This window comes from Niabella insulisoli (assembly GCF_039652435.2).
Lineage (GTDB): Bacteria > Bacteroidota > Bacteroidia > Chitinophagales > Chitinophagaceae > Niabella > Niabella insulamsoli.
Genome location: NZ_CP190246.1, coordinates 157,290 through 173,752, shown reverse-complemented (window position 1 = coordinate 173,752; position 16,463 = coordinate 157,290). Strand labels below are relative to the sequence as shown.

The window sequence follows — 16,463 nt, the reverse complement described above, 5'->3', positions numbered from 1 at the left end:
ATTTTTATTTCTTCAAATAGGGCTTCATTGCCTTTTGCCAGATAGCGTAGCCTTTGGCGTTCATATGCAGGTTGTCGCTTACAAAAATGTCGGTCATCACGGTGCCATCGCTATTGAGCATGCGCGAAAACACATCAATAAATCCGGCGTTCTTATCCTGCTTTAAAAACGCTGCGATCTGCGCGTTTGCTTCTTTGTATTTGGATAATAAATGCTGGCGGCTCGGACTGGGTTTCATCGACACATAGACAAACGGTGTTTTTGGATATTTTTGCCGGATAAGATGATAAAGGGTTTTAAACCGCTCCATTACAGTTTCGACCGATGGCGCATCAGCGGCCGCAAAATCATTCTCGCCGCAATACATCACGATTTGACGTGGGGCATAAGGATAAATCACTTCGTACCGGTAACGAATCAGATCGGGTAGGGAAGAACCGCCAAAACCACGGTTTAAAATTTTATAGCCGGGAAAGTACTCATTCACATCAGTCCATTTTGTAAAGGAAGAACTGCCGATAAACAAAATTTGTTTTGAGGGTGGGAAGGAGGCGCTATCCGCTTGTTTAAACCGCTGCACATCGTTATAAAAACGCGGTAACTTTTGCGCTTCAGCAGCGCTTACAAAAAGCAAAAGCAGGAGTAATGCTGTAAAGATTGATTTATTCATCTGTTTATTTTTTATGGCTTTTAATGGTCAGATGGAATTTTGCATAAAAATTATCATCGTTTTGGGTAAAAAGTACTCCGATAATTTTTATGGTCATTTCATACGTATATTTTTCAATTTTATGTTCTGTCAACTGGATGCCCCCAGCCAGACAGGGACTGTTGGATTATGCACGCTCCGTTTGAGAAAAATGGTTATGTTCTGTTTCACCTTTTATCATTAGTTGTTTAGCCAGGGGCTTTCAAATCCCAGTCGCTGCAAACCCCTTTTCACATCCGGATCCTGCATGAAAAGATCCCAGAGCAGGCCCGTCCGGAAGTTTTCGATCATTAAAATAGTAACGCCCTGGTTGATGGCAAGATAGCTTTCGGCATGCCATGATTTGGAGACATTAAAACTATCTGTAAATCCGCAATCACCAAAAATTTTATCGCCCAGATCTTCATAAAAATAGCGCAGTGCGCGCATGGAAGCCTGGGGTGTGTAGGGCAGGCTGGCCATCGCGGCCGAGCAGCAGATCGTTCCATTATCTTTTACCGGCGAACGCTCATGGTACCGCTTTTTATAGTCGCATGCTGAAATCCCCCAGCAATTCCTGCCATAGCCTTCAAATTTCCCGGGATTGTCGACGCAATATCTATAATTGATGTGTGCATGCGCGATATGCTGTTTGCCATAATCAATGTAACCATCCTTTAAGCCTCTTGGGTCTAAACCGGTAAACCCGAAATGCGCAAAAAATAGCGGCCCGCCAAAGTCGGGGCCGGCTGGCAAAACAGTGTTATAAAATTTCCTGCCGTTTTTAAAATCGCCGCAGCGCGCCCAACCCTTGTCAAAAACAGTTTTCGCAATGCCGTGCCGCGGCGAAGCCGCCGCCAAGACGTAAGTAATCAACGCTTCGTTGTAGCCCTCGATCTTCAGGTTCATCGCCCAGTTGTGCCGGGGGCTCCAATGCCAATATAAAACATTTCTGTCGCGCGTAAACGCCTTCCACTCGATGTTTTCCCAGAGAGCGGAGATCCTGGCCCTGATTTCCGTTTCGGCCGCATTGCCTTTTTTAAAATATTGACGCGCAGCGAGCAGGCCCTGAAATAAAAAAGACGTTTCTACCAAATCGGCGCCGTCATCTTTTTTGCTAAACGGCATTGTTTTCCCCGAGTTTCCGTTGATCCAATGGGGGAATGCTCCCTTGTGTTTTTCTGCCTTTTGCAGAAAACTAAGTATTTGCAACATCCGCTCGACGGCCTCTTTTCTCAAAATCCACTTTCTCTCCACTGCCACGATGAAAGCCATCACGCCAAATCCGGAACCGCCAGTGGTCACTACATCTTTAAAATCGGGCCGGTTGCGCTCCCTGGCCATACCTGAATGCGGCTCCGCATGCTTCCAAAAATAATTGAAAGTTTGGCGCTGCACCAGTTCGAGCAAATCTTCGTCGGGTAAAGGGGATTGGGGTTTCAAACTGTTTTTTTACTTAAAATACGCACTTTTAAAGCCCAGCTTTTTAAGGCCGCCCTGAATTTCGGGACAGCTCATAAAAAGACGCCACAATAAGCCGGTGCGATAGTTTTCTATCATTACCACGATCGGCCCCTGGTCGATCGCAAGATGGGATTGGGCATACCAGTTTTTGGTTTCGTTAAACGCGTCTACAAAGCCGTACTCGCTCCAGATCTTATCGCCCAGATCCACATAAAAATGCCGAAGCGCTTTCATCGACTGGCTGGGGGTGTAAGGAAACGCCGACAATGCCGCCGTAGGCGTAATCGTACCATGATCATTGGTGGGCGAATGGGCATTGTAGCCATTGTAGGTGTCGCTTGCCGTGAGGCCCCAGCAGTTTTCGCCATAGCCTTTAAACGATTTTGGATTGTCGACGCAGTAGGCGTAGTTGATCAAAGAATGATTTTGATTTTGTTTCCAGTAGTCGGCATACTGATCGGTCAGGCCTTTCGGGCTAAGCCCAAGAAAGGAATAATGGGAAAAAAACAAAGGGCCGCCATAATCTGTTCCCAAAGGCAACTCGTAGTTATAAAACGTTTTGCCATTGGTGAAAAAGCGCCCCTGCGCCCAGCCCCGGTGATAAACGCGGCTGCTTACCGGATATCGCTCGGCAGCCGCAGCCAACACATAGGTAATCAGGCATTCATTAAAGCCGCGCAGCGGGAAATTCATGGCCCAGCCGTTGTTGGGGCTCCAGTGCCAGTAAAGCACTTCCTGGCCGCCGCGGGTAAACCAGTCCCATTCAACATCATTCCACAAGCCATTAATGCGGCCACGCAGCTGCCTTTCAACATCATTGTCGCGATCGAAGTATTGCCGGGCGCAAAGCAGCCCCTGGAAAAGGAAAGCGCTTTCCACCAGGTCGGCGCCATCATCTTTTCTGCTGAAGGGGATTGTTTTACCGGTTGCCCCATCAAACCAATGTGGAAATACACCATGATAAGCATCGGCTTTATACAAAAAACGCGTCATTTTTAATAAAAACCGGGCGGCGGTATCCCGTTCGATCCAGCCGCGGTTCACGCCCGCGATGATGGCCATAATGCCAAAGCCTGTGCCGCCGGTGGTTACCACTTCGTTTCCGTAATTGAAAGATTCGTTGCTTCGCTCGCGCGCCAGGCCGCTTACGGGGTGCGCAAAATCCCAGAAATAGCGAAGGGTTTGCTTTTGAACCAAATCAACCAGCGCCGTGTCGGAAATTTGCTTGTCGATTTTAAGGGTATAGGGAATGGCATGGCTCTTTTTGGCGGTGGATTTTTGCCCAACGCAAATCGTCGATACCAAAAGCGTCAGGGCAAGTAAAGCATTTTTTAGCATGATCTTTTATTTTATCAGGCGTTTGGCAAATCAAAAAAGCGGGCCGCTACCGTATGCGGGCCCGCTTTTATAGTTAATTATTGGAAGTAATCTTTGCGGCGTTGATATAAAACCAACCGTTGGAGGTAACATTATTCGGTCCGGAAGTAACTGTAACTTTTATTTTGCCATTGGCATCCGGTTTAATATTGCTGACGCAGGCTACCTCGGTGGCGTTGGAGCCTGCATTTAAACTGGCCGAACCGCTGTTTTCGCCCGCCACGGTGTAAAGGGTTTCGCGGTTGTCGGATGCCGCACGAGACCCGAAAAAGCAAAAGTTATAGGTGATATTTTTAACCAACCCTGATAACTCGAAAACGCTCTGCGGCGTTGTAATACCATTGAACAGCGGTCCGCGTGAGTTTCCGTAAAAGTTTCGCGCGGAAACGTTGTCGGGCATGTTAAGAGAAGTGGTTGTGCCAGTCGCGCCATTAGTATTAATCGCATTAAACCGTTCTGTTATCACCAGCGATATCCCAACAAAAGCATTTACGCTGTCTTTGAGATTGGCTTTTGTGCCCTCTGTATACGAAGAAACCTGGTTCCAGGATGGCGATGGCGCCGCATTTCCAAAATCAATCAACACCGGATATTGCAAGGGCGCCGGTTCTACCTGAAAATCGGCCATAGACGTTATTTCGAAAGATTTCAACACAGCGAAATGAGCCGCGTTTTGAGCCACGGAAACTTCGAAATTGGAGATGCCGGCAGGCTTATATTTTGCGCCCACTACCGAAGTGCCAAACAAGGCTTCAAACCAGGTGCAGGCGGCTGTGTATTTACCCAGCTCATTTAAATGATAGCCGTCGCCCACAGTAAAGCTCTCGCCCAACAGGCTGGTTCTTGCGTCCTGGATGGCCGTGCCCGCTGGGACGATAATATCAACCGGCACTATATTTTTCACATTTTGAGAAACGCTCACAATGCCGTTATACATGGTAGTTTGATCGTTGTCGTAATTTGCGAAGCCGGTGTTGCTTGTGTTCGGCGCGTAGGCCCAGGTTTGATGGTAGATGTATTTAACCTCCGGGTTGTTGACTTTTGATTTTACATAATTAAAAACAGTAGTCAGATCCTGTTGCGTGGGATCGGCGAGCCCCGAAAGCGGGCTGGCCTGCTGAAAGCTGATATAATCCCATTTTTCATCGGCCAGCGCCGTGGCGATCGACACTTTGGGGAAATTTCTTTTCACCCCCTCTGTATTGATTTTCCTGTATTCGTACACCGAGCCGTTAGCCGTGGCGTTTTGGGCATGCTGCCCCAGGGAGGCGCCGCCGATATACATATTGCCAATGATCACGGTTTTGCCACTTTCCTTAGCCAATTCGTACAAATTGCTTTCGATCGCATTTTCCGAAAAGCTATTGCCAATGGCCAGAATTTTAATTACCTCAGCGCCGGTTTGGCCCACGTAGGCCGATTCGGGAACTGAGGTTGGCAGATCGTTGGGGTTCCCGTCTTTTTTGCAGGCTACAAAAAGCGCCATGACGGTAAAAAGCCCTGCACATAAGCGGAATAGCTTTCTATTGAAATATTTCATCTGTATATTTTTTATAGTTAATAGTTGAGTGATAGTCCGGCCAGAAACATTATGCCTTGCGATTGATACGGATATTAAATAATGACCTCGCTTTTGGCTGTTTGCTTAGTACCCGGGGTTCTGAACCAGTCGGTTGTCGCTTAGATCCCGCTGTACCTGGGGAATCGGAAGCAGCACATCGCGATTATCGGAAAAGTTAGTTTTTCCTGCGGCATGCATGGCCTGCTGTGCAATGCCCCAACGTACCAGGTCGAAAAAGCGATCATGTTCCATCGCCAGTTCGATCCTTCTTTCATGGCGGATGGCAGCTCTTAGTTCTGACTGATTCGTGGTCGTAATGTCCGGCAACACGCCTGAGGACGCGCCTCTTCTGGCCCTTTCCCTTACCCTGTTTACTACCCTGCGCGCCGTATCGGAATTGCCCGCTTCGTTCTGTGCCTCGGCATACATCAGCAACACATCGGCATATCGAAGCAGCCGCACATTCATCCACCAGCAACCACGGCTAATGGAATTGCGCATGGAAGGGTTTCCTAAAACTTTATGGTTATATTTCGGATTGGGCACCTGGCTGGGATAAACCGGCATTTGCTCGCCATACATCGAGGTATTCGTTTGTGTGGCCGTGCTCGAATAAAGAATGGTTCTGGCCTTTCTGGGATCACCGGGCTCATAGGCGGCTTCTAAAACATCACTCGGTGTGTTCCAGCCCCAGCCGTTATTCCATATACCTGTGCCGCGAACGCCCTGGATACTGGAGTACTGAACGCCATTGCCGGTAGGCGTGGTGGCGCTGGCGGTGGCCTGTACCTCGAACACAGATTCTTTGCTATTTTCTCCCTGCTCGCTGAATATATCGTTGTAGGCCACCGACAGATCATACATGCCGGAACTCATTACTGCGCCCGCCGCAGCGGCCGCCTGCGCCCATTTCTTTTGAGTCAGGTACACTTTAGCCAAAAGGCCATTGGCCGCTCCGCGCGTTACCCTACCGATAAATTCGCTGCTCCAGGAATCGGGGAGATGTTGTGCCGCAAAATTAAGATCGTCCTCAATAAACGCATACACCTGAGCCGGTTGGCTTTGAGGAACAAAAGGTTGAGCTGTCACATCAGCGTAAATGGTATCGATGATCGGGATATTCCCGAACAACCGAACCAGCATAAAATATCCGTAAGCCCTTATAAAACGCGCTTCCGCCTTGGTTTGCAGCTTTACCTCTTCGCTGGCAGTAATATTTTGAAGGGTGTCCACATTGACCAGCGCGCTATTACATTTGTTGATTAGGCCATAATAAGCCACCCAAATATTATTGGCTCTGCCATTGCTTGGCGTTACCGGGAAATTTTCCATTTCAAAGACACTGGCACCCCCGTCCGAAGGGGTACTTCCTTTATCGGCATCATCGCTTCTAATACTGGTAGTTACAATAAAAGCGTCGGCATGTACATTATACCCGCGTAAATCGTTGTAGGCGCCAAACAAAAACTGGTCGTAAGGGCCCGAGCCTCCGGGGTAGGGATAGTTATCAGCCGTGTAGGCGCCCTGACGTTGCGTATCAAGAAATTTTTTACACCCTGCAAAAGTTGTGGCCAGGAGCAACACAACCATTAGGCGAAACCTGACTTGGTGATTATATAATATCATTTTTTTCATTTTAATTTCATTAAAAAGTAAAGTTTATACCAAACGTGTAGGTAGCTGGTACCGGATAAATTCCGTTATCAGCGCCGCCGCCCAAAATACTGGAGATGGGCGCTTCAGGAGAATATCCCGTAACCTTGGTCCAGGTAGCAATATTTTGCCCGCTTATATAAATCCGGGCCTGCCGGATTGCTTTTATGCGATCAGCTTTTAATGTGTACCCCAGTTGAACGGTTCGCAACCTGAAATAATTTCCAGGTTCCAAATAATGAGAACTAAACAGAAAGTTATTCCCTCTTGTAGCATCGAGTATGGGCTCGATATTGCTGGTTGCCGGTCCTGTCCACGCATTCAACCTGTTGGCTTCGTAGTTGAGCGTAGCAAAATTGCTGGTACGCCGTTCTGTATATATTTTATTGCCTGCCACTCCCTGGCCTTCCACAAGCAGATCAAACCCTTTGTATCCCACTGTAAAAGAAGCAGCAAAGCTATAAGGAGGAAAGGGCGTTCCCAGGTAGGCCCGATCGGCCGTATTAATTGTATCGTTTCCGTCAATATCGGCATACATGATATCTCCCGGCGCAGCGCCTGCGTAATAAGGTGAGTTTGCAATTTGAGTGGGCGACTGGTAGATACCCATCTGTTGGTAACCGTAGAAATAGCCAATAGATTGTCCGGACTCAGTTTTATTGGCACCCTCATTTCCGAGGATTTGGAAATTAAAGTTATCGCCAATCGAGTTAACTGTATTCTTGTTATAGCTGAAATTACCGTTGATGCCATAGCTGAAGCCACTTTCAAAACTCTCTTTCCAGCCGGCAGCTACTTCAATACCCCTGTTGGTAATTTTTCCCAGGTTGGTAAAATACCTCCTGCTGTCGTTGGGTATTTCGAGGCTGGTAAGAATATCGGAAGTAGTTCTATCGTACCAGTTAATTTCTGCATTGAAGCGATCATCAAAAGCCCGGATATCCAAACCCACATCAATACCGCGAACAACTTCCCAATGCAGGTTAGGATCGGGTATGTAGGCCGCCTGAACAGAGGTGTAGATATTATCGCCAAAAATGGCAGTAGAAGCGTTGGAAACACCTGGCTGATAAAGATTATCAGCAACGCCGTTTGAGTTACCAATTTTACCCCAGGCAGCTCTCAGCTTTAAAAAATTCACAGGGCCAACGGCGCTGAAGAAATTTTCATCGCTGATTACCCAGCCGGCGCCAACGCTTCCAAAGGTACCCCACCTGTTATCGGGTGCAAATTTAGAGCTGCCATCCCTTCTTACCGTTGCGTTTAACAGATACCTGTTTTTAAAAGCATAACTTACGCGTGCAAATGCACCAGCCAAAGAATTTTTACCGCCGCTACCGCCATACGTTCCTGGGTTATTAATGTTCGCTACATCAATATACCAAAAATCAGGATTGTTGGGAATATTTAAGGTAGTATCTCTTCTATTACCACTCAAGCCTGTGTTATCGGTATAAACCGTTGTAAAACCACCCATAGCGGTTAATCGATGCCCACCTCCGAAGTTTTTATCCCAGGTTAGGGTATGATCCTGTTGGAATTTTCTATATTCCCTTTGACTTTGACTTACACTGGTAAACTGCCTGTCGTTAAAGGTAGTGTCGGTAGCGCCGCCCATTTCTCCCAGGTTGATAAACCGGTAAGGAAGCGGTGCGTAGTCTCTTGATGTATTAAAGCCTAAGTCAGTATAAAATGTTGACTTCCACGTGAACTGGTTCAAAATTTTAAACTCTGCGAAAGCGCTTCCCACAAAACGATATCCACGGCTAATGGATGTATTATTGTTCCGGTTTAACGTCGCCACAGGATTGCCCACCTGCGCTCTTTGAAAAGATGGCATACTATAGTATAAATCTTCGCCCGCCTGAATCGGCACAATGGGAGCTGCCCACAGGGCATTAGTAAGGCTCACCGAAGTAGGATTGGTGTTCCAATAGGTTCCCGTAACATCCGCCCCTACTTTTATGCTTTTAGTAATCCGTATTTCCTCATTTAACCTTGCCACAAACCTTTCATAACTTCCATATTTCACAACACCTTCCTGCTTATTATAGCCCAGGTTAAAATAGGTGGTTGTTTTTTCCCCGCTATTAGAGAGGCTTAGGCTGTGATTAGTAAACATTGCCTTGCGTAGTATTTGGTCTTGCCAGTCAGTATTGGCTTCATAGTTTGAAAAATCGAAAGGAGTGGCGCCCAGATTCGACAACTGCGCGCTATATAATTTTTTGAACCCGTCCGCATCAGTGACGGCAATTTTTCGGCGTACTTCACTAAAACCTACACTGCTGTTGAGGTTAACCCTTGTTTGTCCTCGTGCGGCCTTTTTAGTGGTCACTGCTATCACACCGTTTGCACCACTCAAACCGTAAATTGCAATAGATGATGGATCTCTCAAAACGTCGATTGATTCAATATCTGCCGGGTTTAAATAGTCGATATTATCCTGAAGTATACCATCGACCACATACAGAGGGCTGGCGCTGTTGGTACTGTTAATACCTCGTACGCGCACAGTAGGCGCGGCCCCCGGCGACCCCGAGTTTGAAATGGTCAGGCCGGCCACCTTACCCTGCAGGGAGCTGATGGGGTTGGTATTGGGCATCCGCGCTATTTCGTCGCCGCTGACAGATGCGATGGAGCCGGTCAGGTCGCGCTTGCGCTGTGTTCCATAACCTACCACCACCACCTGGTCTAATACTTCCTGCGAAGCGAGCAGCACAATATTTAAACTGGTGCTGCCATTCAAATTCCTTTCGAGGTTTTGATATCCCACACGCGAAAAAACAAGAATGCTGTTGGCGTCGGGTACATTAATCGTAAAAGCACCCTCATTATCCGTCACCGTTCCGATATCGGTGTTCTTCACCTGCACCGAAACGCCCGATAGCGCTGCGCCGGAACTGTCCTTCACGAAACCTGTTACCGTCACGTCTTTAACCGCAAGAGGGTCTTCTTTTATCACAATAAGTTTGTTCTCTAATTTCTGCCAGGTCATATCGGTACGAAACAACAATACCGGCAGAATTTCATCAACAGTAGCCGAAGCCGTATTGATAGACACTTTTTGCTGCAGGCCGGCAATGTTTTCATTGTATAAAAACCGGTAGCCTGATTGCTGCTCGATGGTCCTTAACACGTCCGCAATCGCTGTCTTTTTTACTCTGAGCGATAGCCGCTCCTGCCCAAAGCCCGTGGCGTTTAGCGTAACCGTGAAAAATAGTGAAAGCAGAATCGTCAGTTTCATGGCAATTAGAACTTTAGTTTTGTTGAGATGGTTTTCATCTTTATACTGGCACTTCATTTTGATATGGTTTTAATGAACTCTTGAAGAGAAAAGCTTTTGGTAGTGCAATTGCTGCGACTTGCAAATCTGGCAGCCGGTAAATGCAAAATCTATGGATCTGAATAAATAAATACCTCATTATTTTCTATTTTATAAGTGAAAGAATTGGCAAGTTGAAGCGCTTTGAGCGCCTGCTCAAGGGTTTCCTGCTGAAACGAACCGTTAAAGCGCATTTGCTTCGCCGGCTCATCCAAAAAATGAATTTTTGTATTAAACCAATGCTGCATTTTATGGCTCAGCGTTAGAAAATCGTCGCCCCGAAACTCGAGCCGGTTATAGATCCAGGAAGTTTCAACGCGTTCGGGTTCTGTTTGGGAGCTGTCGAGAAACTCCACTTTTGCAGCCATCGCCGATGCGGCCAGGTCGGCGACAAACGCGCCGGAAGCCTCAAGTTGGTTGGGCATCGTTAGCTTTTGATGTGGATAGAGCAGGATGGGCTGCGCCTCTTCGTCTTGTCTTGATACGCTGACCAAACCCCGGTATAAAGAAGTGGTCACATCAGCATCTTCCGGGTACGCTTTTACATTGAAAGCGGTGCCCAATACCTTGATTAACACCTTGCCGGCATGCACAATAAATGGCTTCGAGGCGTCTTTTACCACGTCAAAATAAGCTTCCCCTTCCAGTTTTACTTCCCGGGCGGACGCGTTAAAATCGTTTATATAATGTAGCGAAGAGCCGCCGTTCAACCAAACCACGGTGCCATCTTTAAGTTTAATTGATTTTCGCTGTCCCTCGGGCGCAGCAATCGCCAAACGCGGCGCCGGCGCATCCGCCTTCCTGCTAATTTCCCATATCCCCCAGGCCGCGAGCAGGCCCACCACAACGGAGGCCGCCGCTACCCAGTATTTCATGCGGTGGCTTTTAGCCTGCTTCCGTGTAAGATTTTGTTGCTGGATTTTTTCGGCCCGCTTCAGCAGGTTTTGCGCCTGTAGTTCGTAGCTGATGGCAGCGGCATCGGCCAAACTTCCATTTGTTTGAAAAAGCTGCGCCAGCGTTTGATATTGCTCTTGTAACACCGGGTCTTGCGCACAATGATCTTGAAACTGCGCTATTTCGTCAGTGGTCGCTTCCCCAAAAATAACACGCGACATTAATTTCCATATGTGCTCATCAATCGCCATAATAGCAAGTGCAAACGCCTGTATTTTAAAAGGACAGGAAAAAAAAGCGCATCTACTATGCGGCGGCTAATTTTTTTTATTTCTTCTTGAAAAGAAACTGACAGGCCGTTTTTTTGCCAGGCCAAGCGACTGGGAGATGCGCTTTACGGCAGTAGCCATTTGCACATCAATGGTGTTGATGGAGATATTGAGGATATCCGACACCTCCTGGTAACGAAGCCCATCTTCGCGAACCAGTTTGAAAATCATTTTACAGCGCGGCGGTAAATCTTCTACCGCCTGATTAAATTTTTGAAGCGTTTCTTTACTGATGATTTGCCCAAGCGGGTCTTCTTCGAGCAGCGCCAGGTCGGGCACCAGCTCGTCGATGTCCATGGCTTTCCACTGGCTGGCTTTGGCAGCGAGGCGGTTGAGCGACTGGTTTTTTACCGAAACATACAGATAAACCGACAAGTTTTCGACAGATTGGATGATTTGCCGTTTCATCCATAATTTAATAAATACGTCTTCCACCACTTCGGTAGCGGTCTCCGGTACGCGCACGATGGAAAAAGAAAAAGTGTAAAGACGCTTAAAAAATAACCCATACAACTGGGTGAAGGCAGCGCTGTTGCCGTTACCCACCTCTGTTTGCAACAACTTTAATTCTTCTTCGTTATGGCTTTTCGTATTGATAGAATGCAGATTTTTAAATGTGGCAAACAGGATACGGGTTTTCGTACAGACAACAAATAAACAGGCAGCGCGGTTTAAAATATTGTGAAAAAAAGCAATCGGAATTCGCGCAGTAACGCTCACTAACCCAAAAATATACACTAATAAAACAACAATAAAAAATATTTCATGTTGCCTACATATTTACCTTTGCAAAATTAGGCTCGATTTTTGATAACCCGCCAGGCCGACAGGCAGGCGCAAATTTTTGAACTGTGGCTCTAGGTCAATCCTTACAACAAAAGCTTTTACAAAAACTATCCCCTCAGCAAATTCAATTGATGAAGTTGCTGCAGGTTCCTACTGCAAATTTAGAGGAAAGAATTAAAGAAGAGCTGGAAGCGAACCCCGCGCTTGAGGTTGACGAGGCCCACCAGGACGAAGACCCTTATGCGGACGAGTTTAGCGATGGCGCCGATGATGCGGATAACTATGAGGAGCAGGACGGAAGCGCCGATGATTATGAAAATATTGATGTAACGGAATATCTGCACGACGATGACGGCGAAATAGCAGAGTATAAAACGCGCGATGAAAATTATGCCGACGATGATGAGAATCGTCAGTTGCCCATCAAAACAGAAACTTCTTTTTACGATTTGATGGTGAGCCAGCTGGGGCTGCTTTCTTTGGATGACCAGCAGAAAAAAATTGCCGAACATATCATCGGAAGTATTGATGAAGATGGTTATCTGCGCCGGGATACTCCGGCTTTGGTAGACGATCTGGCCTTCAGGCAAAACATTCAAACAACGGTAGAAGAGGTTGATAACATCATTACGCAGATCCAGCAATTTGACCCTCCCGGCGTGGGCGCGCGCGATTTGCCCGAATGCCTTTTATTGCAGTTGAGGCGGCAAAAGCACGAAGGAAAGGACGTGGACCTGGCCATTACGGCCATTGAAAAGTATTTTGACGAGTTTACAAAAAAGCATTACGAAAAAATTCAGCGTGGCCTGGGGCTTGAAGACGAAGAGCTGAAAGAAGTTATGCAACAGATTATCCGCCTTAATCCTAAGCCCGGCGGCAATATCGGCTCCGTCAACAAAGCAGAAAGTTATGTGGTACCCGACTTCTTTATCTTAAATAATAACAGCAAGCTGGAGCTGACCCTCAACAGCCGCAATGCGCCCGAACTGCGCATCAGCGAAGGGTATAAAGACATGATGAAAGAATACAGCCGGGGCACCAAGAAAGACAGGCAGCAAAAAGAAGCCGTGCTTTTCATCAAGCAAAAAATAGATGCGGCCAAATGGTTTATTGACGCCATCAAACAGCGGCAGCATACCCTGCTCGATACCATGAGCGCCATCATGAACCACCAGGAAGAATTTTTTCTTACCGGTGACGAAACGACGCTCAAACCCATGATCCTGAAGGATATTGCCGAAATCACCCAGCTTGATATTTCCACAGTAAGCCGCGTGGCCAATAGCAAGTTTGTGCAAACCGAATTTGGAACCTATCGTTTGAAATTCTTTTTCAGCGAATCGTTGAGCACGGATAGCGGAGAAGAGGTGTCTACCCGCGAGGTGAAAAAGATTTTGAGCGACATGATCGAATCAGAAAATAAAAGGCATCCTTTTAGTGATGAAAAACTGACCGAACTGCTCCAGGAGAAGGGGTATAATATTGCGCGCCGCACCGTGGCCAAATATCGCGAACAGCTCAATATCCCCGTGGCCCGTTTAAGAAAAGAACTTATTTAGTTTTCTAGCAGCGTGGAACGAACTATCGCATAAGCATTCCGCTAAGTGCGATAACGCGTTCATAAGATATGGTACTCGCTTTATTATCAGCCGGTGTTCTCAAAACTTCCTGCTCAAAGCCTTACATTTGCGGCGACACAATCTGATTATAAATTCAAATAATATTTAATAATGTCTGTAATTGTTGTAGGCTCGATGGCCTTTGATGATATTGAAACCCCGTTTGGAAAATCTGATAAAATTATAGGCGGAGCCGGCACCTATATTGCTTATGCCGCGGCGTATTTCACGCAGCCTGTGAAGCAGGTTTCGGTGGTGGGTTATGATTTTCCAAAAGAAGAGCTGGAAGCGCTGCAAGCCCGCGGCGTGGCTACCGAAGCGGTAGAAATTGTTCCCGACAGAAAATCATTCTTTTGGTCGGGCCGCTATCACCTGGACATGAACACCCGCGACACGCTTGTTACCGAGCTAAATGTGTTGGGCGATTTTAAGCCGGTCATTCCTGAAAGTTACCAGGGTGCGGAATTTCTGATGCTCGGCAACCTTGCTCCGGCGGTTCAACTGAGTGTGATCCGGCAGCTTACCCAAAAGCCCAAGCTGATTGTGCTGGACACCATGAATTTCTGGATGGACATCGCTTTACCGGAACTGGAAGAAGTCATCAGCAAAATCGATGTATTGCTCGTGAACGATAGCGAAGCGCGCCAGCTTACGGCGGAGTATTCTTTGGTTAAAGCGGCAAAGAAAATTCTAACCATGGGGCCAAAATATCTGATTATTAAAAAAGGGGAACACGGCGCCCTTCTGTTTCACGAAGACAAAGTTTTTGTAGCTCCTGCGCTTCCTTTGGAGGAAGTATTTGACCCCACTGGCGCGGGCGATACCTTTGCCGGCGGATTTATCGGCTACCTGGCCAAGACCCGCGATATTTCTTTTGAAAACATGAAAGCTGCGATCATTGTGGGAAGTGCGATGGCGAGTTTTTGTGTTGAAAAGTTTGGTACCACCCGACTGAAAGAAATCACGAAGGAAGACATCAACAATCGCGTACAGCAGTTCAAAGAACTTACTAATTATCAGGCTGAACTGTAAAAAAATATGTAGCTATATTGTGGAGAGGCCGTTCGACGGCCTCTTTGCATTTCCGGTAAACAAACGAAAAAAGCCGGTGAAGCGCCCGGCAACTGACAACGATTAAGGAAAAGAAACTATCTTAAAAGAAATCAAATAAACATGGATCAAATCAAAAAGTCTCCGTCTTTGTTGTTTTGTATTATTATGGACGCCATCGGTTATCTTTCCTTTGCCATACCAGGCGTGGGCGAATTTTCCGACGTCATTTGGGCGCCGGTTTCTGCCATCATTTTCGCCAAAACCTTTGGTGGTGCCAAAGGCGTCTTTGGCGGTATTTTTAATTTTATCGAAGAGGCCCTGCCGGGCATGGATATTATTCCATCGTTTACGCTGATGTGGTTGCTTACAAACAAAATGAGCGCTGGTAACAAATCGCAGGTTATTCCTGTGAAATAGCACGGGGTGCAGAAGTGCTTCACGAACAAGCCGATGGACAACGGTTGATTTCCCTGGCGATGACGAATCTCCAAAAAAATATTTTGTTGATTTCAATCATCGATCTATTTTTGCAACCCAAATGACAATAAAGAAACATACAAAGATTAAGAAGCATCCGTAACGGAAGGTTTAATTTTTGTGTGCAGACATAAAGTTTTTAACAGGCCTTCCGTAAATGCGGAAGGCTTTTTTTATATCTAAAACAAAAAACAAAAACGATGAAAGTTGCAGTTGTGGGCGCCACCGGCCTTGTAGGCACCAAAATGTTACAGGTGCTGGCCGAAAGAAATTTTCCGGTCACAGAACTTATTCCTGTAGCCTCTGAAAGAAGTGTTGGTAAAGAAGTTGAATTTAAGGGCAAAAAATATAAAGTGGTGGGCATGGCAGATGGTATTGCCGCAAAACCAGCCGTTGCCTTATTCTCGGCAGGAGGGGGCACATCTACCGAATGGGCGCCTCAGTTTGCGGCAGCGGGCATCACCGTTGTCGACAACTCCTCTGCGTGGAGAATGGACCCCTCAAAGCCGCTCGTTGTGCCCGAAATCAATGCAGATGTTTTAACGACCAATGATAAAATTATCGCAAACCCCAATTGCTCTACGATCCAGATGGTGGTGGCGTTGCAGCCGCTTCACCAGGCTTATAAAATTAAAAGGGTAGTGGTTTCTACCTATCAAAGCGTAACCGGAACAGGCGTGAAAGCGGTAGAGCAACTTATGGGCGAAAGAAACAAATCGGGCGAATACCCCATGGCCTATAAATACCCGATCGATTTAAATGTGATTCCTCAAATTGACGTTTTCACCGACAACGGTTATACCAAAGAAGAAATGAAAATGGTGAATGAAACGAAAAAGATTATGAGGGATGATAATATCAAAGTCACGGCTACCACGGTTCGCATTCCGGTGATGGGCGGGCACAGCGAAAGCGTGAACATCGAGTTTGAGCAGGAGTTTGACCTGGCAGAAGTTAGAAATCTTTTGGAGCAGGCGCCCGGCATTGTGGTGGTGGATGATTTAGCGAGCCAGCAATATCCGATGCCTATGGACGCGCATGAAAAAGACGAAGTGTTTGTGGGCCGCATTCGCAGGGATGAAACGCAGGACAAAACCCTTAATATGTGGATCGTCAGCGACAATTTGCGCAAAGGCGCAGCTACCAACGCAGTGCAAATTGCTGAATACCTGTTAGCCAATAACCTGATTTAGTAGAGACGGCCGGCCTCTTTGAAAAATGCCATCAAAGAGGCCTTTTT

At 46.9% G+C, this 16,463-nt stretch carries 12 protein-coding genes; 4 read left to right on the top strand and 8 right to left on the bottom strand.

Annotated elements, in window-relative coordinates; all coding sequences use genetic code 11:
• Positions 1-4: 4 nt before the first annotated feature.
• The 8 genes from ABDK00_RS00750 to ABDK00_RS00715 all read right to left on the bottom strand — a co-directional run bounded on the left by ABDK00_RS00750 (position 5) and on the right by ABDK00_RS00715 (position 12,008).
• Positions 5-670, bottom strand: coding sequence for a GDSL-type esterase/lipase family protein (locus ABDK00_RS00750; protein ID WP_346237593.1), 666 nt, complete (start codon positions 668-670; stop codon positions 5-7).
• A 219-nt stretch (positions 671-889) separates the two neighbouring features.
• Complete coding sequence (locus tag ABDK00_RS00745) at positions 890-2,131, bottom strand: glucoamylase family protein (protein WP_346237592.1); 1,242 nt, start codon at positions 2,129-2,131, stop codon at positions 890-892.
• A 9-nt stretch (positions 2,132-2,140) separates the two neighbouring features.
• Positions 2,141-3,490, bottom strand: a complete 1,350-nt coding sequence (locus ABDK00_RS00740) for a glucoamylase family protein (RefSeq protein WP_346237591.1) — start codon at positions 3,488-3,490, stop codon at positions 2,141-2,143.
• Positions 3,491-3,563: 73 nt separating this feature from the next.
• Positions 3,564-5,069: a DUF4886 domain-containing protein gene (locus ABDK00_RS00735; protein ID WP_346237590.1), complete on the bottom strand. Its 1,506-nt coding sequence runs from the start codon at positions 5,067-5,069 to the stop codon at positions 3,564-3,566.
• 105 nt (positions 5,070-5,174) lie between these two features.
• Positions 5,175-6,716 carry a RagB/SusD family nutrient uptake outer membrane protein gene (locus tag ABDK00_RS00730; RefSeq protein WP_346237589.1) on the bottom strand — a complete coding sequence of 514 codons (1,542 nt, stop codon included), beginning with the start codon at positions 6,714-6,716 and terminating at the stop codon, positions 5,175-5,177.
• Between the two features lie 19 nt (positions 6,717-6,735).
• On the bottom strand, positions 6,736-10,044 hold the full coding sequence (locus ABDK00_RS00725) for a TonB-dependent receptor (protein WP_346237588.1): 3,309 nt from the start codon (positions 10,042-10,044) through the stop codon (positions 6,736-6,738).
• A gap of 92 nt (positions 10,045-10,136) precedes the next feature.
• Positions 10,137-11,180 carry a FecR family protein gene (locus ABDK00_RS00720; RefSeq protein WP_346237587.1) on the bottom strand — a complete coding sequence of 348 codons (1,044 nt, stop codon included), beginning with the start codon at positions 11,178-11,180 and terminating at the stop codon, positions 10,137-10,139.
• Positions 11,181-11,276: 96 nt separating this feature from the next.
• A complete protein-coding gene (locus ABDK00_RS00715) occupies positions 11,277-12,008 on the bottom strand; it encodes an RNA polymerase sigma-70 factor (RefSeq protein ID WP_346237586.1) in 732 nt (243 codons plus the stop codon).
• A 131-nt stretch (positions 12,009-12,139) separates the two neighbouring features.
• Between ABDK00_RS00715 and rpoN the strand changes: the two genes are divergently transcribed.
• From rpoN to ABDK00_RS00695, 4 genes are all read left to right on the top strand, one after another.
• On the top strand, positions 12,140-13,633 hold the full coding sequence (gene rpoN, locus ABDK00_RS00710; protein WP_346237585.1) for an RNA polymerase factor sigma-54: 1,494 nt from the start codon (positions 12,140-12,142) through the stop codon (positions 13,631-13,633).
• A 171-nt stretch (positions 13,634-13,804) separates the two neighbouring features.
• Positions 13,805-14,725, top strand: a complete 921-nt coding sequence (locus tag ABDK00_RS00705) for a PfkB family carbohydrate kinase (protein ID WP_346237584.1) — start codon at positions 13,805-13,807, stop codon at positions 14,723-14,725.
• Positions 14,726-14,866: 141 nt separating this feature from the next.
• Positions 14,867-15,163 carry a hypothetical protein gene (locus tag ABDK00_RS00700; protein WP_346237583.1) on the top strand — a complete coding sequence of 99 codons (297 nt, stop codon included), beginning with the start codon at positions 14,867-14,869 and terminating at the stop codon, positions 15,161-15,163.
• A gap of 260 nt (positions 15,164-15,423) precedes the next feature.
• Positions 15,424-16,416: an aspartate-semialdehyde dehydrogenase gene (locus ABDK00_RS00695; protein ID WP_346237582.1), complete on the top strand. Its 993-nt coding sequence runs from the start codon at positions 15,424-15,426 to the stop codon at positions 16,414-16,416.
• Positions 16,417-16,463: the final 47 nt, after the last annotated feature.

Excerpts from the sequence above, each read along its gene's own strand:
- ABDK00_RS00740 (WP_346237591.1), bottom strand. The coding sequence starts at position 3,490 with ATGCTAAAAAATGCTTTACTTGCCCTGACGCTTTTGGTATCGACGATT.
- ABDK00_RS00720 (WP_346237587.1), bottom strand. The coding sequence starts at position 11,180 with ATGTCGCGTGTTATTTTTGGGGAAGCGACCACTGACGAAATAGCGCAG.
- ABDK00_RS00730 (WP_346237589.1), bottom strand. The coding sequence starts at position 6,716 with ATGATATTATATAATCACCAAGTCAGGTTTCGCCTAATGGTTGTGTTG.
- ABDK00_RS00700 (WP_346237583.1), top strand. The coding sequence starts at position 14,867 with ATGGATCAAATCAAAAAGTCTCCGTCTTTGTTGTTTTGTATTATTATG.
- ABDK00_RS00725 (WP_346237588.1), bottom strand. The coding sequence starts at position 10,044 with ATGAAGTGCCAGTATAAAGATGAAAACCATCTCAACAAAACTAAAGTT.
- ABDK00_RS00735 (WP_346237590.1), bottom strand. The coding sequence starts at position 5,069 with ATGAAATATTTCAATAGAAAGCTATTCCGCTTATGTGCAGGGCTTTTT.
- ABDK00_RS00750 (WP_346237593.1), bottom strand. The coding sequence starts at position 670 with ATGAATAAATCAATCTTTACAGCATTACTCCTGCTTTTGCTTTTTGTA.
- ABDK00_RS00705 (WP_346237584.1), top strand. The coding sequence starts at position 13,805 with ATGTCTGTAATTGTTGTAGGCTCGATGGCCTTTGATGATATTGAAACC.
- ABDK00_RS00695 (WP_346237582.1), top strand. The coding sequence starts at position 15,424 with ATGAAAGTTGCAGTTGTGGGCGCCACCGGCCTTGTAGGCACCAAAATG.